General features: G+C 42.0%; 17 protein-coding genes, 1 rRNA gene and 2 riboswitches. Of the genes, 15 read left to right on the top strand and 3 right to left on the bottom strand.

Translation table 11 applies throughout. The features are described 5' to 3' along the window. Positions 1-54 precede the first annotated feature (54 nt). The 6 genes from J2S25_RS16120 to J2S25_RS16145 all read left to right on the top strand — a co-directional run bounded on the left by J2S25_RS16120 (position 55) and on the right by J2S25_RS16145 (position 9,454). Positions 55-3,168: an alpha-mannosidase gene (locus J2S25_RS16120; protein ID WP_307192393.1), complete on the top strand. Its 3,114-nt coding sequence runs from the start codon at positions 55-57 to the stop codon at positions 3,166-3,168. Between the two features lie 35 nt (positions 3,169-3,203). Beyond that, a complete protein-coding gene (locus J2S25_RS16125) occupies positions 3,204-5,003 on the top strand; it encodes a glycoside hydrolase family 2 protein (RefSeq protein ID WP_307192382.1) in 1,800 nt (599 codons plus the stop codon). 417 nt (positions 5,004-5,420) lie between these two features. After that, complete coding sequence (locus J2S25_RS16130) at positions 5,421-5,894, top strand: CopY/TcrY family copper transport repressor (RefSeq protein WP_307192383.1); 474 nt, start codon at positions 5,421-5,423, stop codon at positions 5,892-5,894. Next, positions 5,895-6,125, top strand: coding sequence for a heavy-metal-associated domain-containing protein (locus J2S25_RS16135; RefSeq protein ID WP_307192384.1), 231 nt, complete (start codon positions 5,895-5,897; stop codon positions 6,123-6,125). 1 nt (position 6,126) lies between these two features. Continuing rightward, positions 6,127-8,583, top strand: coding sequence for a heavy metal translocating P-type ATPase (locus J2S25_RS16140; protein WP_307192385.1), 2,457 nt, complete (start codon positions 6,127-6,129; stop codon positions 8,581-8,583). A gap of 169 nt (positions 8,584-8,752) precedes the next feature. Further along, positions 8,753-9,454: a hypothetical protein gene (locus J2S25_RS16145; RefSeq protein ID WP_307192386.1), complete on the top strand. Its 702-nt coding sequence runs from the start codon at positions 8,753-8,755 to the stop codon at positions 9,452-9,454. Between the two features lie 521 nt (positions 9,455-9,975). On the opposite strand, the gene J2S25_RS16150 is transcribed toward J2S25_RS16145, so the two are convergent. The 3 genes from J2S25_RS16150 to J2S25_RS16160 form a co-directional block, all read right to left on the bottom strand. After that, complete coding sequence (locus J2S25_RS16150) at positions 9,976-10,473, bottom strand: hypothetical protein (RefSeq protein WP_307192387.1); 498 nt, start codon at positions 10,471-10,473, stop codon at positions 9,976-9,978. A gap of 723 nt (positions 10,474-11,196) precedes the next feature. Next, complete coding sequence (locus J2S25_RS16155) at positions 11,197-11,583, bottom strand: hypothetical protein (protein WP_307192388.1); 387 nt, start codon at positions 11,581-11,583, stop codon at positions 11,197-11,199. Positions 11,584-12,075: 492 nt separating this feature from the next. After that, positions 12,076-12,600: an ECF transporter S component gene (locus tag J2S25_RS16160; RefSeq protein ID WP_307192389.1), complete on the bottom strand. Its 525-nt coding sequence runs from the start codon at positions 12,598-12,600 to the stop codon at positions 12,076-12,078. A gap of 205 nt (positions 12,601-12,805) precedes the next feature. Between J2S25_RS16160 and J2S25_RS16165 the strand changes: the two genes are divergently transcribed. The 9 genes from J2S25_RS16165 to J2S25_RS16205 form a co-directional block, all read left to right on the top strand. Further along, on the top strand, positions 12,806-13,180 hold the full coding sequence (locus J2S25_RS16165) for a hypothetical protein (protein ID WP_044391411.1): 375 nt from the start codon (positions 12,806-12,808) through the stop codon (positions 13,178-13,180). Between the two features lie 193 nt (positions 13,181-13,373). Then, the gene (locus J2S25_RS16170) at positions 13,374-14,327 is read left to right on the top strand and encodes an AAA family ATPase (protein ID WP_044391408.1); all 954 of its coding nucleotides are present in this window, start codon (positions 13,374-13,376) and stop codon (positions 14,325-14,327) included. A 1-nt stretch (position 14,328) separates the two neighbouring features. Further along, positions 14,329-15,546, top strand: coding sequence for a DUF58 domain-containing protein (locus J2S25_RS16175; RefSeq protein ID WP_307192390.1), 1,218 nt, complete (start codon positions 14,329-14,331; stop codon positions 15,544-15,546). After that, entirely contained in the window at positions 15,543-17,765 is a 2,223-nt protein-coding gene (locus tag J2S25_RS16180) for a transglutaminase TgpA family protein (protein ID WP_307192391.1), read from the top strand. The genes J2S25_RS16175 and J2S25_RS16180 overlap by 4 nt, the downstream gene beginning before the upstream one ends. Before the next feature lie 30 nt (positions 17,766-17,795). After that, positions 17,796-17,897, top strand: a riboswitch (purine riboswitch). Positions 17,898-18,022: 125 nt separating this feature from the next. Next, a complete protein-coding gene (gene guaA / locus J2S25_RS16185) occupies positions 18,023-19,570 on the top strand; it encodes a glutamine-hydrolyzing GMP synthase (RefSeq protein WP_307192392.1) in 1,548 nt (515 codons plus the stop codon). A gap of 87 nt (positions 19,571-19,657) precedes the next feature. Beyond that, a riboswitch (purine riboswitch) is annotated at positions 19,658-19,759 on the top strand. 112 nt (positions 19,760-19,871) lie between these two features. Further along, the gene (locus J2S25_RS16190) at positions 19,872-21,203 is read left to right on the top strand and encodes an NCS2 family permease (protein ID WP_044391401.1); all 1,332 of its coding nucleotides are present in this window, start codon (positions 19,872-19,874) and stop codon (positions 21,201-21,203) included. 130 nt (positions 21,204-21,333) lie between these two features. Then, positions 21,334-22,176: a glucose PTS transporter transcription antiterminator GlcT gene (gene glcT, locus J2S25_RS16195; RefSeq protein ID WP_044391399.1), complete on the top strand. Its 843-nt coding sequence runs from the start codon at positions 21,334-21,336 to the stop codon at positions 22,174-22,176. Positions 22,177-22,351: 175 nt separating this feature from the next. Then, the gene (gene ptsG / locus J2S25_RS16200) at positions 22,352-24,424 is read left to right on the top strand and encodes a glucose-specific PTS transporter subunit IIBC (protein ID WP_044391397.1); all 2,073 of its coding nucleotides are present in this window, start codon (positions 22,352-22,354) and stop codon (positions 24,422-24,424) included. A gap of 352 nt (positions 24,425-24,776) precedes the next feature. Next, positions 24,777-24,844: ribosomal RNA gene (locus tag J2S25_RS16205) — 16S ribosomal RNA — on the top strand; the annotation flags it as partial.

Below are 24,844 nucleotides of genomic sequence, written 5' to 3' on the forward strand. Positions count from 1 at the left end.
ACTGAAGGTATTTAGTAAAACGGAAATTTAGGAAAGGAAAGTGAAAAAATGACAATGTTTTGGAAGGAGCAAAAACTGGAAGCCCGCATAGACGAGTTGTCCGAATTTCGCTATAAAGAGAAAATTTCCATTCCGTCTTTTCATTATTTAGTGGATAACGAAGGAAAAATAGCAACTCCTCCTCCAATACTTACAGATGAATCGGATATGATAGGTGTCGGAGAATATTGGACAGGTAGTGATGTCTACATATGGCTCCAAACAAAAATTAAGATTCCTGATTATTGGAAAGAACACGAAATCGTCGGTCGATTTAACTTTGGAAGAACTGGAGGAGGAAACAATACCGGATTTGAGTCGATGCTTTTTTTGAATGATTCTCCCTATCAGGGTGTAGACTCGAATCATGAAGAAGTGTTTTTTCCGAGTGAAACGGCTGGAACAGTATTGGAAATGACCTTTCGATTATGGTCCGGCCTTTCTGGTGGCGGGGTTCCAAAGCAGCAGGAACATAAAATCAAGCAGGCTGAACTTGCGATCCTAGATCCGGCAACAGATGATTTATTTTTCACCGCAAAAGCAGTCATAGAAACAGTGAAGAGTTTTGATAAAAACAATCCAGATCGAACTATGCTATTAACGGCATTAGATAAGACTTTTCGCCTAATCGATTGGGCTAAGCCCGGATCTGATCATTTTTACGATTCTATTTCCCAGGCTCAGAGCAGCCTTTATTCTGAGCTGCAACGTTTCGATAAACACCATCCAGTTACACTGCGCTGTATTGGTCATACGCATATTGATGTGGCGTGGCTTTGGCGCTTGAAACATACACGTGAGAAAGCAGCGCGTTCTTTTTCTACTGTCCTTCGCTTAATGGAAAAGTATCCGGAATATATTTTTCTGCAAACCCAACCGCAGTTATATGATTACATTAAATCTGATTATCCTCAAATTTATGAACAAATAAAAAAACGGGTAGAAGAAGGACGATGGGAAGCTGGAGGAGGAATGTGGCTTGAGGCAGATTGCAATGTCACTTCTGGTGAATCACTTGTCCGACAGCTACTATTTGGAACTCGATTCTTGAAGAACGAGTTTGGAACGGAATGCACCTATTTATGGCTTCCTGATGTTTTCGGCTACAGTTGGGCTTTGCCACAAATTTTGCGAAAATCAGGTATCGAAACCTTTATGACCACGAAAATCAGTTGGAATCAGTATAACCGGATCCCCCATGATACCTTTATTTGGAGAGGAATGGATGGTTCTGAAGTGGTGGCTCATTTTGTAACCACTCCCGATCGTACATACAGCGGGGATTTTAATCTGGAGAGAGTGCAGGGGATTTGGAATGAATACCAAGATAAGTCCTTAAATCAAGAGCTATTGTTAACATATGGATGGGGAGATGGGGGAGGCGGCGTAAATCGCGAAATGCTGGAAATGCGCAGGCGTCTGAACCAGTTGCCGGGTTTGCCCAAGTTGGAAACAGGGAGAGCGGATGAGTACTTTAAAGACCTAAAGGATCGTGTTGATCAAACGGATCAGTATGTCCATACATGGGATGGAGAACTCTATTTGGAGTATCATCGCGGCACCTACACAAGCCAGGCACAAATTAAACGGATCAATCGAAAGCTTGAATTGATGTATCGTGAAACAGAATGGCTTGGTGTTCTTTCCGCTATTTTTCATAAAAAGTGGTATCACTATCCACAAGAAGAACTGCAGGAAGGCTGGAAAATCATCTTGCGAAATCAGTTTCATGATATTATTCCGGGTTCTTCTATTCGAGAAGTGTATGAAGACAGTGAGATGGAATATGAGGAAGCAGAAAAGCTTGGTAGAGAAGGCTGGACAAAAGCAGCAGATGCTATTTTGGCAAATGATGATAAAAATGGATATACTATATTTAATTCGTCCCCATGGGCCCGTAAGGATCTTATAGAGCTACCTGTCAAGGATAATGAGCAAGGTGCGTGGTTTGATGCGAATGGGAATAAGCTAAAATCAGTGATGATAGGTGACCAATGGCTAGTAGCAATAGAAAATATACCGGCAATGGGTTTTGCCAAAATTGCATTTGACGAGAATAGCACGAATCTAGAAATAATAAATCCGTTTGTCATTGAGGAATCTGAAATTACAACCCCTTATTTTAAAATTGCTTGGAATAGGAAAGGCCAATTGACTACCATTTTTGATCTTCAAACCAATCGAGAAGTGTTGTCTGAGGGGCAAAAGGGAAATGTATTTCAGGTTTTTGAAGATAAACCAATGATGTTTGATGCATGGGATATTGATATCTACTATCAAGAAAAAATGCGGGAAATAATCGATTTAACATCTGTTCAGATTCTTGAGGCAACCGCTTTGCGTGTTGTAGTTCGTTTTGAATGGAAGTATATGGACTCTTCGGTAAAACAAGATATGATCCTTTATTCAGATAGTCGAAGAATCGATTTTAATACCGATGTTGAGTGGCACGAGCAACATCAATTGTTAAAAGTTGCATTCCCTGTTGAAATCCGTTCTACAGAAGCAACTTATGATGTTCAATTTGGGAACGTTAAACGGCCAACCCATTGGAACACAAGCTGGGATTATGCGCGTTTTGAAACCGTTGGCCACCAATGGGCGGATTTGGGCGAAAGAGGCTATGGAATTAGTTTATTAAATGATTGCAAATATGGCTACGATATCAAGGATAATGTCATAAGATTAACGCTGATTAAATCGGCCACCGACCCAGACTATTTACAAGATCAAGGTTCTCATACTTTTATTTATTCCCTCCTTCCGCATAAAGGAGATTGGTTAGAAGGAAATACAGTCCAACAAGCATGGTGGTTAAATAACCCGGTAACGTATGCGTACGGAGGGCCAATGGAGTCTCAATTCTCCCTATTTTACAGTAACGATGAACAGATCATGATAGATGCAGTTAAAAAATCGGAAGATCTTGATCAAGTTATTTTGCGTGTTCATGATTTTGCAGGCAGTCGAAGAACAGTCGAAATTCGCACGGATTTTTCATTGAAATCTTGGCAGGAGTGCAACCTAATGGAACAAGTAATTGGGAAACAAAGGGATGGAGAAGTGGTGAGATTTGAAATCAAACCGTACGAAATAAAGACATTTTTAATAGATTTAGGCATGAAGTAATCCCAAAAAATATACATCTATAGAGGTGAGGGCAAATGAGTTATCGACAAGAATATCCGAGACCCCAACTCGTTCGCAATGAATGGTTGAATTTAAATGGAGTTTGGGCGTTTGCTTTTGATGATAAAAATATAGGTACTGCAGAAAGATGGTACAAGAAAGACATTAGTGAATATCCTCAGCAAATTCAAGTTCCATTTGCATTTCAATCTGAGTTAAGTGGCATAAATGATCAGAATTTCCATGATATTATTTGGTATAAAAGAAAGTTTGAAACCTCAGGAACTTGGAAGGGCAAGCAGATCTTCCTCCACTTTGGAGCAGTAGATTATCGGACTTGGGTATATGTTAATGAAGAGTTAGTTGGATATCATGAGGGGGGACATACATCCTTTTCCTTCGATATTACCGACTACTTAACTGGTGGTACCGAAACTATTTCTGTCAAGGTAGAAGACCCTTCTGAGGATGAAACAATTCCACGCGGCAAGCAATATTGGAAAGAAAAGCCCGACTCAATCTGGTATTCTCGAACGAGCGGGATCTGGCAAACTGTTTGGTTGGAAGCAATCAGCCATGATCATATTAAAAAACTTAAGTTTACTCCAGATCTTGACAACGGAACAGTCATTGTTGAATTTGAAGTTTCTGGGGATCATGTTGGGAAAGAAGTAGATTTCGAAATCGAATTTGATGGGAAAACGGTCGTTAAAGATTCGATAACCATTTATGAAGCGTATAACAAACGATCATTTGATCTATATAATCATAAAATATTCCGTACAGGATTCCACCATTATGGCTGGAATTGGTCGCCTGAGAATCCGAATCTCTTCGATGTTAAAGTAAGGTTACATCAGAATGGAACAATTTTGGACGAAGTAACATCCTATTTTGGGATGAGAAAAGTACACATCGAAAATGGCATGGTTTATCTGAATAACCGTCCGTATTATCAAAAGTTGGTGCTTGATCAGGGATATTGGCCAAAAGGGCTGCTGACAGCTCCGACAGATGATGCGCTAAAAAAGGATATCGAATTAGCAAAGGAAATGGGCTTTAACGGGTGTCGAAAACATCAAAAAGTGGAAGACCCTCGCTTTCTTTATTGGGCTGACCAACTAGGGTATCTCGTATGGGGAGAATGCGCTGCGTCCCCTTCGTTCAATGAAGATGCGGTCGCCCGGTTGACAAGGGAATGGTTAGAAATCATCGACCGGGATTACAACCACCCATCTGTTGTCGCGTGGGTTCCTTTAAATGAAAGCTGGGGAGTTCCAAATATAAGGGCAAACAAACAACAGCAACATCATTCATTAGCGATGTATTATTTGCTTCATTCCATTGATCCAACACGATTGGTCATTTCTAACGATGGATGGGAGCTTACAAAAACAGATATTTGTGCCATTCATAATTACAACCACGGACAAAAGGAAGATGCGAATAAATATGAACAGTTCAAGCTAGATTTATCCACGAAGGAATCTGTCCTTGCGTCCATGCCAGCTAGAAGAGGAATTTATGCGAATGGTTTTGAACACCAAGGAGAACCAATTATTCTTACGGAATTTGGGGGAATTGGTTATAAGGTAAGTGAGGACGAAGGATGGGGCTATACTTCTGTTACGAATCCGAATGATTTTCTTGACGACTATAAGCGAATAATGGAAGCAGTTTATAGTTCCAAAATTTTATTTGGATATTGTTATACTCAACTTACAGATGTAGAACAAGAAATTAACGGATTATTAACTTACGATCGTAAACCAAAATGCGAATTAATGGAAATTAAACAAATTAATGATCAGTGGCATCCAGATACGATTAAATAGTTTTTTTCTCTATTCTTCATGAAATAGAAACATTAGGCTCTTCTCACTTTGAGAAGAGCCTTTTTGAAAGAAAAGAAAAAATTAACTTAACTTCGAGAATTGTCTGGCTCCAGCGCCTAGCCCCTCTAGGAGTCTGTCTGAATTTTTTTAGCGTATAATGATGCGAAAATGCTTCCTATTCATCCTTTTTATTATACGTGGATTTCACTCCGTCGGATAGACTCCTAGGTGCTTGCGCTTTTGGTCTAATAATTTTCGGCTGAATTGGCAAGTTAAGTTTAGGTATTTGAAAATAGGGTTTTAGTTTAATGAAAAATGATTTTTTTCAAAGTGCAAGCAATGGGGTTGACAAAAAACGTTTACGGTTGTAAACTATAAACATAAATCGATTACAATTGTAAACGTCGAGGTGTTGTCATGCAAAAAGAGGAAAGGTTTGAAATAACCGATTCAGAGTGGGAAGTAATGAGGGTTGTGTGGACGAGTACGAAAGCGACCAGCAAGGAGATTATCCAAGTGTTGCAGGAAAAAAAAGCTTGGAAGCCTGCGACAACGAAAACCTTTATTGGCCGGCTTGTAAAAAAAGGCGCCCTGAATACGGAGACGACAGGGAACAAATTTATTTATTCGGCGGCTGTCAGTGAGAGGGAAAGCCTTCAGGCACTAAAGGCTGGATTTTTCGATCACATCTGCAATACGGCGGTAGGGAAAACAATTGCCGATCTGATAAAAGAAGCGACGCTGAGCTATGACGATCTGTCCATGCTTGAGGAGGTTTTGCAGGCAAAGAAGAAGGATGCTGTAGAAACAATTATCTGCAATTGTGTACCAGGCCAGTGTCATTGTAAAGAAAATCACAATATGGATTGTCATAAAAAGGAGTGTTTATAAATGGAAAAAATAGTATTGAAGGTAAATGGGATGACTTGCGGACATTGTGTCGGAAAGGTAGAAAAGGCTTTAAATTCGCTCCCAGGGGTAGAAGTAGCCAAGGTCGATTTAAAAAAAGGCACAGCGAAAGTAAAATACGATGATTCAAAGCAAACAATTGATGCGATGAATGAGGCAGTCCGTGAAGCAGGCTATGAATCTGAATCCACATCCAAAAGGTGGCTGATATAGGATGACAGAAAAAACATTAACGATTGAAGGCATGACGTGTGCATCATGTGTGCAGTCTGTTGAAAAGGCTGTGAAAAAACTGCCTGGCATGCAGGAAGCAAATGTGAACCTTGCTACTGAAAAATTAAAGGTTCATTTTGATGAAAATGAACTGACAATTAAAGACATCCAGAATGCTGTAGAGGATGCCGGTTATAAGGCGATCACAGATGTTGTAAAAAAGAGTTTTATCATTAATGGGATGACCTGTTTATCTTGTGTCCAGTCGGTTGAAAAAGCAACAAGGAAACTGGATGGAGTAATAGATTCAAATGTAAATATGGCAACCGAAAAAATGGTCATTCAATTCGATCCGACCGTCGTTACGGTAGCCGACATTAAAAAGGCAGTTGCAGATGCCGGTTATGAGGCACAGGAGGATATTGACGCGGAGAGCTCGGCTGATGCAGACAGAGAGAAAAAGGAACTGCATATTAAGGAAATGTGGCGACGCTTCTGGATTTCAGGCGTGTTTACCATTCCTTTGCTGCTCGTTTCAATGGGGCATATGCTTGGAATGCCGCTTCCCGAAATAATCGACCCAATGCATAACCCGGCTGCGTTTGCGATTACCCAGCTAATCCTGACAATCCCGGTGCTTTATTTAGGAAAACCATTTTTTACAGTTGGCTTCAAAACATTGATCAAGCGGCATCCTAACATGGATTCGCTCGTTGCCCTCGGAACAAGCGCGGCCTTTCTTTACAGCTTGTTCGCGACCATTAAGATTGTTCTCGGCAATGAATCTTACGCCGGCAATTTATATTATGAATCAGCGGCAGTGATTTTAACGTTAATTACGCTTGGAAAATATTTCGAGGCTCTTTCAAAGGGGAAAACGTCCGAGGCGATCAAGAAGCTAATGGGCCTTGCGCCGAAAACGGCAACGATTTTAAGAGAAGGAAAAGAATTAGTCATCTCTGTTGATGAAGTGCAGGTTGGCGACATCGTTATTGTGAAACCTGGGGAGAAGATGCCGGTAGATGGTATCGTCGTCGAAGGAACGACTTCTGTCGATGAAGCGATGCTTACGGGTGAAAGTATCCCGGTTGAAAAATCTGTTGGTGCTTCTATTATCGGTGCCAGCATCAATAAAACGGGTACGATCCGCTATGAAGCAACCAAGGTTGGTAAGGATACAGCATTGTCGCAAATTATTAAGCTAGTTGAAGATGCACAAGGCTCAAAAGCGCCGATTGCGAAAATGGCGGATATTATATCTGGGATTTTTGTGCCAATCGTCATTGCGCTTGCCATTCTCACTGGTCTTGCCTGGTACTTTGGAGGGCAGTCAGGTCTGTTCGCCTTCACAATTACGATTTCAGTTCTTGTGATTGCATGTCCATGTGCACTTGGGCTGGCGACGCCTACTGCCATCATGGTCGGTACAGGAAAAGGGGCAGAGAATGGTGTGCTGATCAAAAGCGGTGGAGCACTTGAGACTGCCCACAAAGTCAATACGATTGTGTTTGATAAAACAGGCACGATCACAGAAGGTAGGCCGGTTGTGACAGATATTGTAACAGCAAATGGCATTGCCGAGCAGGAACTGCTCGCGCTTGCAGCCTCAGCTGAAAAGGGCTCTGAACATCCTCTGGGGGAAGCGATTGTCCGGGATGCGCAGGATAAAGGTCTTACCCTATCCACAACCGAAGGATTTAACGCGATCGTTGGACACGGAATTGAGGTAACCATTGATGGTAAGAATCTGCTGCTTGGTAACCGCAAATTAATGGATGATCGCGGTATCGATTTACTGGACTTGTCCCAAACCTCAGATCAGTTTGCCAACGAAGGCAAGACTCCGATGTATATCTCGATCGACGAGAAAATCGCCGGAATCATTGCCGTAGCTGACACGGTAAAAGAAACAAGTCTAAAGGCGGTAGAAAAGCTTCATAGAATGGGCTTAGAAGTCGCGATGATCACTGGCGACAACAAACGCACAGCGGAAGCAATCGCCAAACAAGTCGGAATCGACCGTGTGTTGAGCGAGGTGTTACCGGAAGACAAAGCAAACGAGGTCAAAAAGCTCCAGGATGAAGGCAGAACGGTAGCAATGGTCGGAGACGGCATCAATGACGCTCCTGCACTTGCCCAGGCTGACATCGGGATTGCGATTGGCTCAGGAACGGATGTAGCGATGGAATCAGCAGATATCATCCTGATGAGAAGTGATTTAATGGATGTACCTACAGCTATTGAGCTAAGCAAAGAAACCATCCGCAACGTAAAACAAAACCTTTTCTGGGCATTTGCGTATAACGTTGTCGGGATTCCGATCGCAATGGGTATCTTGTTCCTGTTTGGCGGACCTTTGCTGAACCCAATGATCGCCGGTGCAGCCATGAGCTTTAGCTCGGTATCCGTATTGCTGAACGCATTAAGGCTAAAAAGATTCAAGCCTTCTCATGCATAATGAAAATAAGGATCTGTCTCATTGGAGATAGATCCTTATTTTTTTAAAAAATCTGTCGAACGATAGGTTAGATAGGTGTTTATCTGCTAGAATAGGAATATAAGCGATATGACTATTTCAATTATGGTGAACTCTTAGCATATTGGGAAACGGGAGGTGCACGTGCGATATGCGAAACGATATACAAGCGAATGAACAGGCATTCTCAACGAAGGAAGTGGCAGAGGAGATAGGCATTGCCACACCTACTGTCCGAAAGTATGGGCAGATTCTGGAGCGCTATGGCTATGAGTTTTTGAAGGATGGTGACCGCCGAATCTTCGTGCAGTCCGATGTTCGCGCACTCGTAGCGCTACGCGATACAGACAAACCGCTGGATGAAACAGCTAAAGACCTAGTTGCGAAGCAAAGAGAGATGCTGGATGGAGCGGGCGATACGGAGATCGCTCTTTCCGAAACATTTGAAAATCTACCGCAGGATCCAAATCAGTTAAAAGAGGTATTGCTGTTTGTCGTCAATGAATTAGCGGCAACACGCGACATGAATATACAGCTGAAGAACGATATGGCCCTGCTGAAAACAAATATATCACAGCTTCAGCAAGATCATCATGTGATTAGTTCCAGTATTGGAAATTCCGCACAAAGAACCAATGCGAAGATCGAGAGAATTTTGGAGCAGCAAAATGCCCATTATGAAGAACTCCTGAATCAGGAAAGGGAGCGAAGTGAATACCTTCAACAACAGCTGCAGAAAATGCGCGAGGAACAAAGGAATGAATGGAATGCTCAAATTAATTTTAACAAGCGATTAGAAGAAGGAATCCGGACCAGTAAATGGAACTGGCTATTATCAATGTTTAAGAAATAGTAAAAAAATAGAAATAAAGAGCATATTGCTAAGCGATATAAAGCAATTGCTACAAAAAACCAAGATCTATACATAAAAAGGAATCCCCTAACAAGCCATAGGGGATTCTTTTTTGTAATATCAGAATTTATATGTTTACCCTTTTTTGTAATTGCGGGAAAATCGAGGCATGGAGCCAAATATTCTGAAACGAATCCTTTTTGGTGATAGACACGAAGACGAAGAGCGTCTCGAGGAGTTAGCGGCAAACGGGTTACCTTGGGCTATGTGCTAATGCTGGACAAGACTAGAAACTGACGTTATTTATTTTGACAGGTGTGGGTGTGTAGAGCGGAAAGTTGTCAAGAAAGCCCTGTTATTTTGACAGGTTTGGGTGCTTGGAGCGGAAAGTTGTCAAGAAAGCCCCGTTATTTTGACAGGTTTGGGTGCTTAGAGCGAAAAGTTGTCACGAAACCATCGTTATTTTGACAGGTTCTATGTTCTTATCAAAAAAACCGATCCTGTGAGGGTTTGGGGTGAAATTATTTATTTGGATGGTGATAGGCTCGGTTGCGATCGGAATAGGTTTGTGCGAAGCTATAAAATGTTTCAAAAGTTGCTGATGACGCTCCAGCTACCCAAGTACTTTTAGCTGGAATAGTAGCCGCTGCAAACCTTGCTGACCGTTCTGACAACTTATCTAAAAAGGTTGACGAACCAGTAAAAGAATCAATAAAATAATAATTCATGCTTCCTGGGTCTACATAAGCATACTGTGGATCATCAATTGCTGGGCCTTCTTCGAGGTCTAACCCACTAGATAATAATTCAACATCACTATCCGAAGCAATTTCCATGTCACCTTCTGTAATGGTAGTTTCAGAAATTGCTATACCGTTTTCATACTCAGTGACAACTGTGTTGTTGACAGTTTTCGGTTCCGCTTTCTGTTGTTCAATTACTGGCTTACCTTTCGCAGAGGCACTCAATGCAAATCCAACTGTAGAAATTGATGTAACGACTGTTAAAACCTTTTTCATGTTACCCCCCACCTTTGGAATTTATTTGGTACTTTTAAAGTATATATCGAATTATTCTATAATGATATAATATTCATAATATTAAAGTATTTAGGAAAATTCTAATAGGCAAGGTGATAAAAATGGCTCTTAAGAATGAGTCCAAATGGTTTAAGGTGTTTTGGAAAGTGTTAGCAGTGGTTGCAGTTTTAGTATTAATTTTGGATAAGTTTGGACCCAAAATAGAATACCTAAATAATTTGGCCTTTATAGTCTTTACTATTTTATGTATTGGTATGGGTATCGAATTAAGAAAGTCAATTGGGAAAATCATAATTGTAGCCCTGTTCTTCATTTTTGGTTTAGTATTCTACCTTTAGACTTTAGAACAATCCCCCCCACTTTTATCTACATCTTTATTTATCTTTAAGAAATAAGGCTCAAGCAGGAAATCGATCCACCTAAAGATGAATTGTTGTTGAAAAAAATCTTTAAAATCCACTTTGGGACACACTATATCTTCAGAGTGCGTCGTACACAGAAAAAAAGCATATTTCCACAGACAGTGGATATATGCTTTTTTCATTGTTTATTAAAAGTGTAGATTTATTTTCTAACCTTCGTGTTTAAATTTGGTATTGGTTTCTCTTCGAGTAAACTGCATCATTTGTTCAATAAGGAATTCAACAAAAAAGGCCGCCAATCCTTCATGATCAACGTACCCGTTAGTTCAACAAGATTTGTTTACCCTTCAACGATTACAAGATATTTTTTGATTTCTCCTTCAGATTCAACAATTAAAATATCTCCTCTTTCTTTGGTGGAAAAAATCTTAGCACCAACAGGAAGTTTATTCGACATCTCATCTTTAAAATCTGTACTAGCATCATTTTTTGTTTTTATTTCACCGATTTGAACATCTTTTGTTAAAGACAATTCTTCAACCCAATCAATATTAGTTTTGTAGATAACGCCATTATACTGAAAAATATCAGCATCAGAGTCCAATGTTAAAACTTCTTCGGCATCAATACTATCAATTGTTACTATGGTTGCTTCCCCTTCATTGGAACATCCACTAATCATAAATAAAGCTAATGCAATCAGAACATAAAATAACTTTTGAACCAATGTAATATCCCCTTTATATATATAGTCGGAAATACTCTATCATAAGTTTCTTCTTCCACTAACCTGCACCGTTTGTTTAACAAGGATTTCAAAAAAAGGCTGTTAATCTTTCCTGGCTCAAAAGTCCCTATAATTTAAATTAAGTTATTCATATACTTTTAAAGGTTATAGAGTTACCATCGTTTTATTTACACCACCTTTATAAGAATATATGTTCTCGAAATGTATGTTCTTGTATTTATTGTAGTACAAAATGTTGTAGTATTCCCATAATTTTCTTTAACATAGTTGTAGTAGTAAATGAAGTCATTTAAGTGGTCTAATAAATAAAAAAGTACACCACTAATATATAAGTGATGTACTAATTTTTATATTATGTATGACATTAAAGACTAGTTAAGATGTCATAACAAAAACATACATTCACTTGTCTTTAATTTTACATAGTAATAGAGGATTCTTTTTTGCCAACTCTGTTAATCAAACGTTTGATTAAAACAGTTTTTTGATTCTTCCTGCAAGTGGAATGACTATCAGGCCAGCGAGGACTACTTGCATGATATTGCCTGGGATGGAGCCGAATGGCTGGATCCAGTTGCCGTAAAGGACAACTTCGGCAAAATAGTAGCCAACGATCTTGATCAGCATGGCGACAATCACTGCCAGTGAATAGACAATTACCTTTTTGCCAGGCATTTTTTCAGCCATCAGTCCTGCCAGATAACCCATCAAACCAACGATAATGAAGGTGAATGGAGCCCATACTGCCCAGCCGGAGATAAGGTCGAACAGGCCCATGCCGAACGCTCCTGCGATTGCTCCTGTTTTTCTGCCAAAAACAAACGCTGCGATGAACAGGGGGACGTTACCAAGATGAATCAACCCGCCGTTGCCCATGATTGGAAGTTTGATGTTGATAAACATAGTTGCTACAAGGGTCAATGCGATAAAAAGAGCATTGATCACAAGAGTCTTTGTTTTCGACATGCTTGGCGATGTTGGGTATACTGCATTCATATAATTACCTCTTTCTTTATGAAGTACTTTTCGCATGATGCCTTCCTATACGAAAATATATTTTAATCACTATCATACCTCTTTTAAAAAAGTTTTTAAATACTTAAAAATATCCAATCATGCCTTCGTTAAAAATGATGCAGTAGTAGCGTTGTCGTCCGATATAGATAATAAGCAGAATTTTTACCATCAGGAGGAGAATAGGATGCACGTTTTGGATTTGATAGCCAGGATCAACAATCGTGTCGAAGAACTGGATTTTGCAGCTGCAAGATTGTATATGGAAGAGAATATGGAAATTCTAAATGAGAATCGCAACCATCTAAAGTCTAATGCCAGAGAGTTGCTTGAATTTTTGACAAAGCGAATGGAAGTCGGCCAACAGCCGTTGACAAGGAAAGACATGGCAGTAATTGGTGCTGTAAACAGCTATGCATCCAAATTTGATTTACGAGGCATGAAGGGAATAGTCAAGGACCATTCGCTGCTGTTTTTGCGGAGAGATATCGGGGCGTATTTGAACACTGATGCGCGGATTATCCTGGAGGGCATGGGGGCAATTCCGAATGTCGCAAGCTAAGTAGATAGAAGGAATGGTGCTTTTTCACTTTTCATGAAACTTTCTCGTTGAATTTCTCGTCTATCACAAAGTGGTAAAAATTTTTATCTCAGATTTTACAGGATTTTGACAGAAAATAGCGAATATAGACTTAAATCAGATGAAAAATATAAACGTATTTGCGTACTTTCAATAGATGTAAGGGGGAAATTCAATGAGAGACCAAATGAATCCTGTGGTTGATCGAATATTAGGAAATATCGATAAGGTAATGACAGGCAAACGAAACGTGGCAGAGCTAAGTCTGATTGCGCTGCTTGCCGGGGGACATGTGCTTTTAGAGGATGTCCCAGGTGTTGGGAAGACGATGATGGTCCGTGCACTGGCGAAGTCTGTCAGTGCCAAGTTCAGAAGGATTCAGTTTACCCCTGACCTGCTGCCTTCAGATGTGACAGGGGTTTCCATCTATAACCCGAAAGAAATGGAATTCGAGTTCAGACCGGGACCGATTTTGGGAAACATCATTTTGGCTGATGAGATCAACAGGACATCTCCAAAAACTCAATCAGCTCTGCTGGAAGGAATGGAGGAGCACAGCGTCACGGTTGATGGTGTGACGCATATTCTCGACAAGCCATTCTTTGTCATGGCTACCCAGAATCCGATTGATTATGAGGGTACCTATCCACTCCCAGAAGCACAGCTGGACCGGTTTCTCCTTAAAATGAAAATGGGCTACCCGGCACCTAATGAGGAAATGGAAGTGCTTAACCGAGCGCAGCGCAGTCTTCCGATCGAAGATTTACAGCCGGTCGTTTCGCTTGAAGAATTACGCGGCTTGCAACAGAGTATTAAGGAAGTTGTCGTCGACGAATCGCTTAAGCGATATATTGTCGAACTGTCGGGCCGGACACGAAGCCATTCAAGTGTCTATCTTGGCGTAAGCCCGCGTGGATCGATAGCCTTGATGAAGGCGGCACAGGCGTATGCATTTATTTATGGCAGAGACTATGTTATTCCGGATGATGTCCAGTACCTGGCTCCATCTGTTTTTGCCCATCGGATCATTTTAAAATCTGAAGCAAGGTTTGAAGGGATTACGCCTGAGGATATCGTCAACAGAGTAATGGCGCGCGTTCCTGTGCCGGTCCAAAGGCTTGTGAAATAATATGAAAAAATTTTTTCGAAAGGTCAATGAAGTTTGGAAGCGGATCGTTTTGCTGTTTCTGCTCTTGCTCACCTTTTCGTATGCGATGTTTCAGGGGGGGTTTGTCAGCTGGTTCCTGTTTTATAGCTTTGTACCATTCGGGCTGTATGCTTTTGGCCTAGCTTTGTACTCTTTGAAAGAGATAAAAGCGGAGAGAGTGTACACAAAACAGGATTACAACGCTGGCGAGAAGTTCAAGGCAAGCATTACCCTTAGAAGAAAGATCCCATTCCCACTGTTTTTCGCAATCGCCGAAGAACAGGCGGGAGAAACGCTTGCTGGAAACAAGGATTTGCAAAGTGCGAAAACAATGATATTTCCGGGATTTAAACGGATTTTCAGCTTTCATTACTCGATCGAGAACCTGCCCAGGGGCGAACATGTCCTGACAGGAATCAAGCTGAAGACAGGTGATTTGCTCGGATTAATCGAAAAAGAAAAAATCCTGAAGGATGAAAATAAAATTCTTGTGTATCCAGCGTATCAGGAGTTGGTGTACCGGACGGTGTCGCGCCATTTTGACCAGGGGATGACCGCCTCGAAGGAGCGAGTCCAGCGAGATACATCAATGGCAACTGGTGTTCGAGAGTACCAGCCGGGTGACCGGTTTTCCTGGATTAATTGGAAAGCGACTGCTCGGCGAAATGATATTATGACCAAGGAGTTTGAACAAAGGCAATCTCATGATGTAACTCTTTTAATGGATTGTGCTCCAGATCCGCACTTTGAAGTGATCGTTTCTTTTACCGCCTCGGTTATCAGGGCGATATTGCGTAAAGGTGCCCAGGTTGGACTGCTAACATCGAGCACGGAGCGTGTCGCTTTTCCTGCTCGAGGCGGGGAGAGCCAGCAACAGCAGCTTCTCTACCATCTCGCCAAAATCCGGGATACTAGTCCGGTTTCCTTCGATCGTGTTTTGGAAGCAGAAACCTTTCTTGCACAGCAGAGCAACTCCGTTATGCTGGTTACCGCCCAACTGACGAAAGAGCTAGTTGAAATAGCAGTGGTCTTAAATCAACGAAATGAAGCGGTCAGTATCTTTCTGATTAAAAACAGCCAGGAATTATCAACAGATACAGAAAAAAACTTAAGATCATTGACAAGTGCGAGGGGAATCCGGCTTGTCATGGTGCATGACGGCCAGTTTCCTGAAGCCTTCTCGGAGGTGAATCGGGGATGAAAATCGTTAAGCCCAAAAAAGATGCTGCATACTTTTTATTGTTTGTTTTCAGCTTTTTGCTGCTTTGGGAGTGGCTGCGGCCTTTAAAGGAACTGACGGATACAGGACATATAAGCATCTTCCTTAGCTTTGTATTTGTTTCGCTGATGATGACGTACTTCAACATGCCAGCGATTCCGGGAGCGCTGATAAAAATCATCATCATCTTATATTCAGTTCATACCATGTTTTTTGACGGCTCCTTTTTTAGTTTTAAATGGGTTTCCGGGCTGTTCACCGAAGTGATATCAAATGCCAATTTTATCGTAAATGCAAATTGGACAGAGATTTCTAATGAGTTTCGGACATTGTTATTCTTTATTTTGTTATGGTTGTTGACCTACCTGATTTCATACTGGCTGATCAACCGAAAACAAATTTTTGTGTTTTTCTTTATGACGCTTGTATACATCACTGTCCTTGACACCTTCACCCCATATAACGCGGATGCGGCGATTGTTCGGACAGTTTTTGCCGGATTTTTCATGCTAGGATTGCTGTCGTACTACCGGATGGGTCTCAAGGAATTGGCGAAGAAGAACCTCTATAGCGCAAAAAAATGGATGATACCTTTGGCGGCCATGGTTGTTTTAAGCGTGGGAATTGGCTATGCAGCTCCTAAAGCTGGCCCTATCTGGCCGGATCCAGTTCCATTTATCACCTCCTATAATCAGGATTCCGGTGAAGGCAGCGGCGTTCAGAAGGTTGGCTATGGAACAGATGATTCCGCGCTGGGCGGCCCGTTCATCGGGGACGACACGGTTGTTTTTTCTACAGAGGCAGATGGGCGGCATTATTGGAGGATCGAAACGAAAGATGTCTATACCGGAAAAGGATGGATAACAGAAAAATCTGATACTTCCATGCCGGTTGAATTTAGGCCAGAGCAGCCAGTTCCTATGCAGCCTTTTGAACCAGGTGGGGTGAAGACAGAAGAACGTACGAGCACGGTTACTCCAAAAATTGGGTATCCGCACCTTGTTTATCCGCTTGGGGTAAAACAGGTGGATGCTGGAGCAGGGTACTCGTCTTTGCAGTTTATGCTCGATCTGGAGACAGAGAAAATCACTTCACTTCCCGATGGACAATCAGGATCCTTTGGGCCATATTCGCTCACGTTTGATTATCCTGTCTACAGTGTGGATAAGCTGAAGGAAGCTGGGAAAGAAGATATGGCAGGGGAGCAAAATGCGGCTTTCCTGGAAAAATACACCCAGGTACCAGAAGGGCTCCCTGAGCGGGTTGTGAATCTAGCTGAGGAAATTACGAAAGATAAACAGACATGGCTTGAAAAAGCACAGGCCATAGAAGCATACTTCCATTCGAATAATTTTGTTTATGATCAAACGAATGTGGCAGTTCCGGCTGATGACCAGGATTATGTTGATCAATTCCTGTTCGAAACCCAACGAGGCTATTGTGATAATTTCTCCACTTCGATGGTGGTGATGATGCGTTCTGTCGGCATCCCTACCCGCTGGGTGAAAGGCTATACCGAAGGAGATTATCTCGATACTACAGACGATGGTCGCCGGCATTACGAGGTTACAAATAATAATGCACACTCCTGGGTGGAGGGGTATTTTCCTGGTGTTGGTTGGGTGCCATTTGAACCGACTCAAGGGTTTTCCAATAATGTCCAGTTTGAAAACAACACCAACAACACTCCGTCGACTACTGTGGATAATCAAGAAGATGTAACAGCACCAGAGGCGTCGAAGAAACCGGATATACCGAAAGAACAGGTGCAGGCGGACAAGCCAGCAGCTTCTGTTTCAAACAGTCTGAAAAATGCCGGTGCTTTTCTTACGGATCATTTCGGAAAAATTTTACAGACAGTGCTCGTGCTCGCTGTATTTCTGGCAATTATGTACAGACTGCGCGGAAACTGGCTTCCCGCCTTCTATATCCTTCTTTATAAGGGAAAAAAGCAAAATAAGTACTTGGAGAAAGCTTATATTGTCCTGTTAAAGCAGCTCAGGACTTACGGGCTGAAGCGGGAGGATGGCCAGACATTGCGTGACTATGCCTCTTATGTGGATTCATTTTTCGCGACTAGCGATATGCGCAGGCTTACTGCTAAATATGAGGAGTATTTGTATCGCGGCGAAAGAGAGGAAGACATGTGGCAAGATGTAAAAAAGCACTGGGAAAATATGATTAGGAAATCTGGGGCTTGACCGTTAAAATAGGATACTGATACAATGTGAGCAACTATATAGTTAATCCTTCATATATCCTCGATAATATGGATCGAAAGTATCTACCAAATCACCGGAAATGATTTGACTATGAAGGCAGACTTCTTTTGTTCGTATTGCGCTGGAATTCTGCTTTCCTTTCACTTGGGTGGCAGATTTCTGGTTTTTTTTATGCGCAAAAAAACATAATAGGTACATAATGGAATTACTGCGTTTATTTTAAATGAGGTGAATGTATGAAAACCGAGCTGCAAGAACAGGAAAAGATAGTAGTATTAGACTTTGGCAGCCAGTATAATCAATTGATTACAAGACGGATTAGGGAGTTTGGCGTATACAGCGAGCTTCATCCACACACAATCACTGCGGCAGAGATCAAGGAAATGAACCCAAAGGGGATCATCTTTTCAGGTGGACCAAACTCCGTTTATGATGAGGGAGCCTTTCGTTGTGATGAAGAAATTTTTGAGCTTGGCTTGCCGATTCTAGGCATTTGTTATGGGATGCAGCTAATGACCATGCATTTTGGCGGGAAGGTCGAAAAGGCGAAGAACCGCGAATATGGAAAAGCACTGCTGACTCTCCATAACCAGAACAAGTTATTCGAAGGCACACCAGGAGAACAGGTAGTTTGGATGAGCCACGGCGACCTCGTCACAATGTCACCGCCAGGGTTTTCAGTGGATGGAATCAATCCATCCTGTCCGATCGCAGCGATGAGCGACGAGACCCGTAAGCTATATGCAGTCCAATTCCATCCGGAAGTACGCCACTCTCTTTTTGGCAATGATCTGCTGAAAAACTTTGTCTTTAAAGTATGCGAATGCGAAGGCAACTGGTCAATGGAAAATTTCATTGAAATGGAAATGGAGAAGATCCGCCAGCTGGTGGGAGACAAGAAAGTTCTTTGCGCGCTAAGCGGGGGAGTGGATTCTTCAGTAGTTGCGGTACTGATCCACAAAGCGATTGGTGATCAGCTGACATGTATTTTTGTTGACCATGGATTATTGCGCAAAGATGAAGCGACGAGTGTAATGAAGACCTTCGCCGATGAATTCAACATGAATGTGATAAAGGTGGATGCCAAAGAGCGATTCCTCAGTAAGCTTGAAGGTGTATCTGATCCGGAGCAAAAGCGCAAGATCATCGGAAACGAGTTCATTTATGTTTTTGATGACGAAGCAGAAAAACTCGAGGGCATTGAATTCCTTGCACAGGGAACATTGTATACCGATATTATTGAGAGCGGCACGGCGACGGCTCAGACAATCAAATCTCATCACAATGTTGGCGGCCTTCCAGAGAACATGCAGTTCAGCTTAATCGAGCCATTGAATGCATTATTCAAGGATGAGGTCCGGAAGCTAGGCACCGAGCTTGGAATTCCTGATGAAATCGTCTGGCGTCAGCCGTTTCCTGGTCCTGGACTAGGTATTCGCGTTCTTGGGGCTATCTCTGAAGAAAAATTAGAGATTGTCCGGGAATCAGATGCTATTCTCAGAAACGAAATTAAGAAAGCGGGACTTGATCGGGAAATCTGGCAGTATTTTACCGTCCTTCCTGATATCCGCAGCGTAGGTGTCATGGGTGATGCGAGGACATATGATTACACGATCGGCATCCGCGCAGTTACATCCATTGATGGAATGACGTCCGATTGGGCAAGAATCCCATGGGATGTTCTTGAAATTATCTCGACAAGGATCGTCAACGAAGTAGACCATGTCAACCGTGTCGTTTACGACATTACTAGCAAACCACCAGCAACGATTGAGTGGGAATAAAAGACGAACGATATTAAAAACGAACATGAAAATGTTCGTTTTTTTTATTGACTTGATGCAAAAGTCCTGATAGAATGTATCTGAACTTACTAATTTGTCATAATTCGTCGTATAATCTTGGGGATAAGGCCCAAAAGTTTCTACCGAGCTACCGTAAATGGCTTGACTACGAGGGATAGAATACTGGCAGTTTACCGATTTTTAATTGGTTTTCCGTCAGCTATGCCTTTCGTCAACGCCCGGTATCCAGAGGCGTTTTCTTTTTGGTCTTATTTCCCCATTCATTCAGGGGGAAAGAAAAATGAAGAACTATTTTGAGTTTGAAAAGCTTGGCACGAACTATCGTCGCGAATTCATCGGCGGATTGACAACGTTTCTGGCAATGGCGTACATTTTGGTTGTCAACCCGCTTACACTTACATTGGACAGCATAAAAGATCTGCCTGATGCGATGAGAATGGATTACGGCGCGGTTTTCGTTGCTACGGCGTTGGCCGCAGCAGTCGGGTCGATTATAATGGGATTGCTTGGAAAATATCCCATCGCACTTGCGCCGGGAATGGGATTAAATGCGTTTTTTGCCTATACGGTTGTCCTAAGCCATGGAGCACCATGGCAGCATGCGCTCGCTGCCGTTTTTATCTCCAGCCTGTTTTTCCTGTTGCTTACGATTACTGGCTGGCGGGAAAAATTGATTAATGCTATTCCTGTGGAACTAAAGCACGCAGTTGGAGCGGGAATTGGATTATTTATTACATTTATTGGTTTGAAAAATGCTGGCATCATCGTCGATAATCCAGCTACACTTGTTGGGCTTGGTGATTTGGCAAATGGCAATACTTTGCTAGCTCTTTTCGGGTTATTGATTACGGTCATCATGATGACAAGAGGCATTCACGGCGCGGTATTCTTCGGTATCATTATTACTGTCATTGCCGGAATGATGTTCAACCTGATCGACACGCCTAATAAAGTAGTCGGTGCAGTACCAAGTGTCGCGCCAACATTTGGAGCGGTATTTACAGCGTTCGGTGATCCGTCCTTCTACACTTCTACCATGCTCGGCATCATTTTGACATTCTTGTTCGTTGACTTTTTTGATAATGCAGGTACGCTCGTAGCAGTAGCGAACCAGGCGGGATTAATGAAGGACAATAAGCTTCCTCGTGCAGGACGTGCTCTGTTTGCCGATTCAATCGCATCACTTGTTGGTTCCATCTTCGGCACTTCAACAACAACATCGTATATTGAATCATCTGCAGGCGTTGCATCAGGAGCACGAAGTGGATTTGCTTCCCTTGTGACAGCAGGATTCTTTCTATTATCCCTATTTTTCTTCCCGCTGCTTTCAGTGGTCACTTCGGCTGTAACTGCACCAGCATTAATCATCGTCGGTGTTCTGATGGTTTCATCGCTCGGAAAAATCGAATGGAGTCGCTTTGAAATCGCAGTGCCATCATTCTTGACAATGATCTCCATGCCGTTGTCGTCAAGTATTGCGACCGGAATTGCAGCAGGATTCATCTTTTATCCGATTACGATGATCGTCAAGGGGAAATCAAAAGAGGTTCACCCAATTATGTATCTATTCTTTGTCATCTTCGTACTCTACTTTGTGTTTTTAACAGAATAGCATCTTTCGGTCCAGCGAATGCCGCTGGATCTTTTTTGGTAAAAAAGTATCTGGTAAACTCTGCGGATTGACTTCTAAATCCTCGTTCTATACGATATTCCCATAGAACAAGTGGAAACGGGGAAACGGCATGGACAGAATAGAAGTGAAAAAAGGATTGAATAATAATGTCTTAATTGCTGACCATCCGTCATTTGGAGAAGTAATCATGATTGGCAAGGGAATCGCCTTCAATCGAAAAAAAGGCGACATGATAGAAGAGGGACAGGCGGAGAAAATGTTTGTTCTCAAAGATGAAAAAGAACAGGCAAACTATATCAAGCTTTTGCCTTTTGTTGAAAATGACCTGCATGAAGCGATCATATCTTCAATTGAATTAATTAAAAAACAGACATCTGGCCTGCTAAATGAGCATATCCATGTCGCCTTGACGGATCATTTGATGTTTGCGGTAACTAGAATTTCGCAGGGAATAGAATTCAAAAATCCATTTCTAGTGGAAACAAAAACGCTGTATCCAACTGAATTTGACATGGCCAAAGAAGTGGTGCAGCTGATCAAGGAACGCTCAGGTATGGAACTTCCAGAAGGGGAGATCGGCTTTATCGCCCTCCATATTCACAGCGCTATCATGAATCGGAGTCTATCGGACGTAAATAAACATTCACAGCTTGTGACAAAACTAGTACAAGTAATTGAAGAAAACCTAGATATCGAGGTTGATAAAGAAGGGATAGACTATACAAGGCTTGTGCGCCACATACGCTTCACGATCGAAAGGGTCAATAACGGCGAAAAAGTAGAGGAACCAGAAAAATTTGCAAACCTCTTGAAAGAGGAATATCCTCTGTGTTACAATCTTTCGTGGAAACTCATTAAAGTGATGCAACAAACCTTGAAAAAACAAGTATGCGATGCGGAAGCCGTGTATCTAACGATGCATCTGCAAAGACTTCAGAAAAAAGTGAAATAAGCAGTATTCTTACGTGTTACTGATTCGATCAGGCATGAGTAAAGGATGTAATGGAAAGGAAGTTTTATGGGTACTATATCCATAAGCTTCTTTCGACACATCCTTCTCATGCTTTTTTTATTTGTTTTTTCATGTTTGTAACCGCTTGAAGAGAAAAAATTTAGGAGGTCTTTCCATGTTTAAGAAAGTTTTTGGTGTTCTTCAAAAAGTAGGAAAAGCGCTAATGCTTCCCGTCGCATTGCTTCCAGCTGCAGGTATTTTGCTTGCGATTGGAGCTGCCCTTCGCAACCCTGCTTTGTTGGAGCTTGCTCCATTTTTAGATAATAGCGCTGTTGACATTGTTGCAGCTGTCATGCAAAAAGCAGGGGAAATTGTCTTCGGGAACTTGCCGCTATTGTTTGCCGTGGGTGTAGCGGTTGGTTTAGCAGGCGGGGAAGGTGTTGCTGGTCTTGCTGCCATTATCGGGTACCTGATCATGAACGTGACAATGGGTACGGTTCTAGGCATCACACCAGAAGATGTGAACGGACTGAACTATGCTAACATTCTTGGTGTCCCGACACTTCAAACAGGGGTTTTTGGTGGTATCATCGTTGGTATCATTGCCGCTGCTCTTTACAATAAGTTTTTTGAAATTGAATTGCCTTCTTATCTTGGCTTTTTCGCAGGAAAGCGTTTCGTTCCGATCGTCACGGCTGGAACAGCGATTCTGCTTGGATTGGCAATGATTGTGATTTGGCCACCAGTCCAAAATGGCTTGAATGCATTCTCACAAAACATGGTTCATGCTAATTTAACTTTATCAGCATTTATCTTTGGTGTAGTAGAACGTTCGTTGATTCCGTTTGGTTTGCACCATATCTTTTATTCACCATTCTGGTATGAATTCGGACAGTATACTACTTTAGCTGGCGAAGTTGTACGTGGGGATCAGCGGATCTTCATGGCCGAAATAGGAGATAACGTTCAGAATTTGACTGCGGGCACATTTATGACCGGTAAATTCCCGTTCATGATGTTTGGTCTTCCAGCTGCCGCATTAGCTATTTATCACGAAGCCCGTCCTGAAAGAAAAGTAGTAGTCGGCGGTCTCATGGCTTCTGCTGCATTAACTTCATTCCTGACAGGGATTACAGAACCACTTGAATTTTCGTTCCTATTTGTAGCGCCGGTATTATTCGGGGTTCACGCGATTTTTGCCGGTCTATCCTTTATGACCATGCATCTTTTAAATGTAAAAATTGGGATGACGTTCTCTGGCGGCCTGATTGACTACGTTCTGTTTGGATTGATCAATCCGCAGACGAATGCATGGATTGTCATCCCTGTAGGGCTAGTGTTCGCGCTCATCTATTATTTTGGTTTCCGATTTGCGATTCGTAAGTTTAACCTGATGACACCAGGTCGAGAAGAGGTTGATGAAGAGGAAGAAGTCGGAGCAAAGGGACAAGCAAGTGACCTGCCGTATGACGTCCTAGATGCCATGGGCGGGAAAGAAAACATCGCTAATCTTGATGCATGTATTACCCGACTTCGTGTATCTGTTAATGACATTGGCCAGGTTGATAAAAACCGCTTGAAAAAACTAGGTGCTGCTGGAGTGCTCGAGGTAGGAAATAATATTCAAGCAATTTTTGGACCGCGCTCTGAGACGATTAAGGGTCAGATGAAAGATATTATGAATGGCAAACGGCCTCGTCCTGTGGAAACGAATCAGGCAACAGAGGTGGAACAGCAAATAGAAGAAGTGAATCCGGAAGCATTGCAGACTCAACATGATGTGGATTCTGTAGCTGAAACTTTTGTTTCTCCTATTAAAGGGGAGATCAAACCAATTACAGAAGTTCCGGACCAAGTGTTCTCAGAGAAAATGATGGGCGATGGTTTTGCGATCATTCCTGCTGAAGGTACGATTGTTTCACCGGTAGACGGAAAAATAATCAATCTGTTCCCGACCAAACACGCTATCGGAATTCTGTCTGCTTCAGGAAGAGAAATCCTGATTCATGTTGGGATTGACACAGTGAATTTGAAGGGGCAGGGATTCGAAACACTTGTTTCAGAAAATGAAACGGTAACAAAAGGACAACCGTTATTGAAGGTGGACTTGGAATATATCAAAGAAAACGCAACATCGATTATTACTCCAATCGTATTCACAAACCTTGCTGAAGGAGAACACATCGTAATCAACAAAGAGGGCAATGTTGATGTGAAAGACGAGAATATAATTACGATTTCTAAATAAGCTATCCTAAAACAGCCGGTCCCTAGCAAGGGGAACCGGCTGTTTTTAATTTTTACCAGTTTTTTCAAGGAATAAACATGTTGACTTTGGAGATGCTCGGGTGATAGTATATAGAAACAGTCGCGAATAGATTTCCAACATTGCAAATCACGAAAAAAACATTTTAAAAAAATGTTGACATTCAACACTGTGATATGATATATTATTAAAGTCGCTTCTGAGCGACGCACACAAATTGTTCTTTGAAAACTAAACAAACAAGCGTCAACAAACAATCAATTATCATGGCTTCTATCTATAGAAGTTCATGAGCCAACGTTTTAACTTAACTTATGAGCTAAACTCATACTCTTTTTTGGAGAGTTTGATCCTGGCTCAGGACGAACGCTGGCGGCGTGCCTAATACATGCAAGTCGAGCG

It is taken from the genome of Mesobacillus stamsii (assembly GCF_030814065.1).
GTDB classification, from domain to species: domain Bacteria; phylum Bacillota; class Bacilli; order Bacillales; family Cytobacillaceae; genus Mesobacillus; species Mesobacillus stamsii.

What these genes read in the sequence shown, in the direction of transcription:
- J2S25_RS16120 (WP_307192393.1), top strand. Translation starts at nt 55, where the DNA reads ATGTTTTGGAAGGAGCAAAAACTGGAAGCCCGCATAGACGAGTTGTCC.
- J2S25_RS16125 (WP_307192382.1), top strand. Translation starts at nt 3,204, where the DNA reads ATGAGTTATCGACAAGAATATCCGAGACCCCAACTCGTTCGCAATGAA.
- J2S25_RS16130 (WP_307192383.1), top strand. Translation starts at nt 5,421, where the DNA reads ATGCAAAAAGAGGAAAGGTTTGAAATAACCGATTCAGAGTGGGAAGTA.
- J2S25_RS16135 (WP_307192384.1), top strand. Translation starts at nt 5,895, where the DNA reads ATGGAAAAAATAGTATTGAAGGTAAATGGGATGACTTGCGGACATTGT.
- J2S25_RS16140 (WP_307192385.1), top strand. Translation starts at nt 6,127, where the DNA reads ATGACAGAAAAAACATTAACGATTGAAGGCATGACGTGTGCATCATGT.
- J2S25_RS16145 (WP_307192386.1), top strand. Translation starts at nt 8,753, where the DNA reads ATGCGAAACGATATACAAGCGAATGAACAGGCATTCTCAACGAAGGAA.
- J2S25_RS16150 (WP_307192387.1), bottom strand. Translation starts at nt 10,473, where the DNA reads ATGAAAAAGGTTTTAACAGTCGTTACATCAATTTCTACAGTTGGATTT.
- J2S25_RS16160 (WP_307192389.1), bottom strand. Translation starts at nt 12,600, where the DNA reads ATGAATGCAGTATACCCAACATCGCCAAGCATGTCGAAAACAAAGACT.
- J2S25_RS16165 (WP_044391411.1), top strand. Translation starts at nt 12,806, where the DNA reads ATGCACGTTTTGGATTTGATAGCCAGGATCAACAATCGTGTCGAAGAA.
- J2S25_RS16170 (WP_044391408.1), top strand. Translation starts at nt 13,374, where the DNA reads ATGAGAGACCAAATGAATCCTGTGGTTGATCGAATATTAGGAAATATC.
- J2S25_RS16175 (WP_307192390.1), top strand. Translation starts at nt 14,329, where the DNA reads ATGAAAAAATTTTTTCGAAAGGTCAATGAAGTTTGGAAGCGGATCGTT.
- J2S25_RS16180 (WP_307192391.1), top strand. Translation starts at nt 15,543, where the DNA reads ATGAAAATCGTTAAGCCCAAAAAAGATGCTGCATACTTTTTATTGTTT.
- guaA (WP_307192392.1), top strand. Translation starts at nt 18,023, where the DNA reads ATGAAAACCGAGCTGCAAGAACAGGAAAAGATAGTAGTATTAGACTTT.
- J2S25_RS16190 (WP_044391401.1), top strand. Translation starts at nt 19,872, where the DNA reads ATGAAGAACTATTTTGAGTTTGAAAAGCTTGGCACGAACTATCGTCGC.
- glcT (WP_044391399.1), top strand. Translation starts at nt 21,334, where the DNA reads ATGGACAGAATAGAAGTGAAAAAAGGATTGAATAATAATGTCTTAATT.
- ptsG (WP_044391397.1), top strand. Translation starts at nt 22,352, where the DNA reads ATGTTTAAGAAAGTTTTTGGTGTTCTTCAAAAAGTAGGAAAAGCGCTA.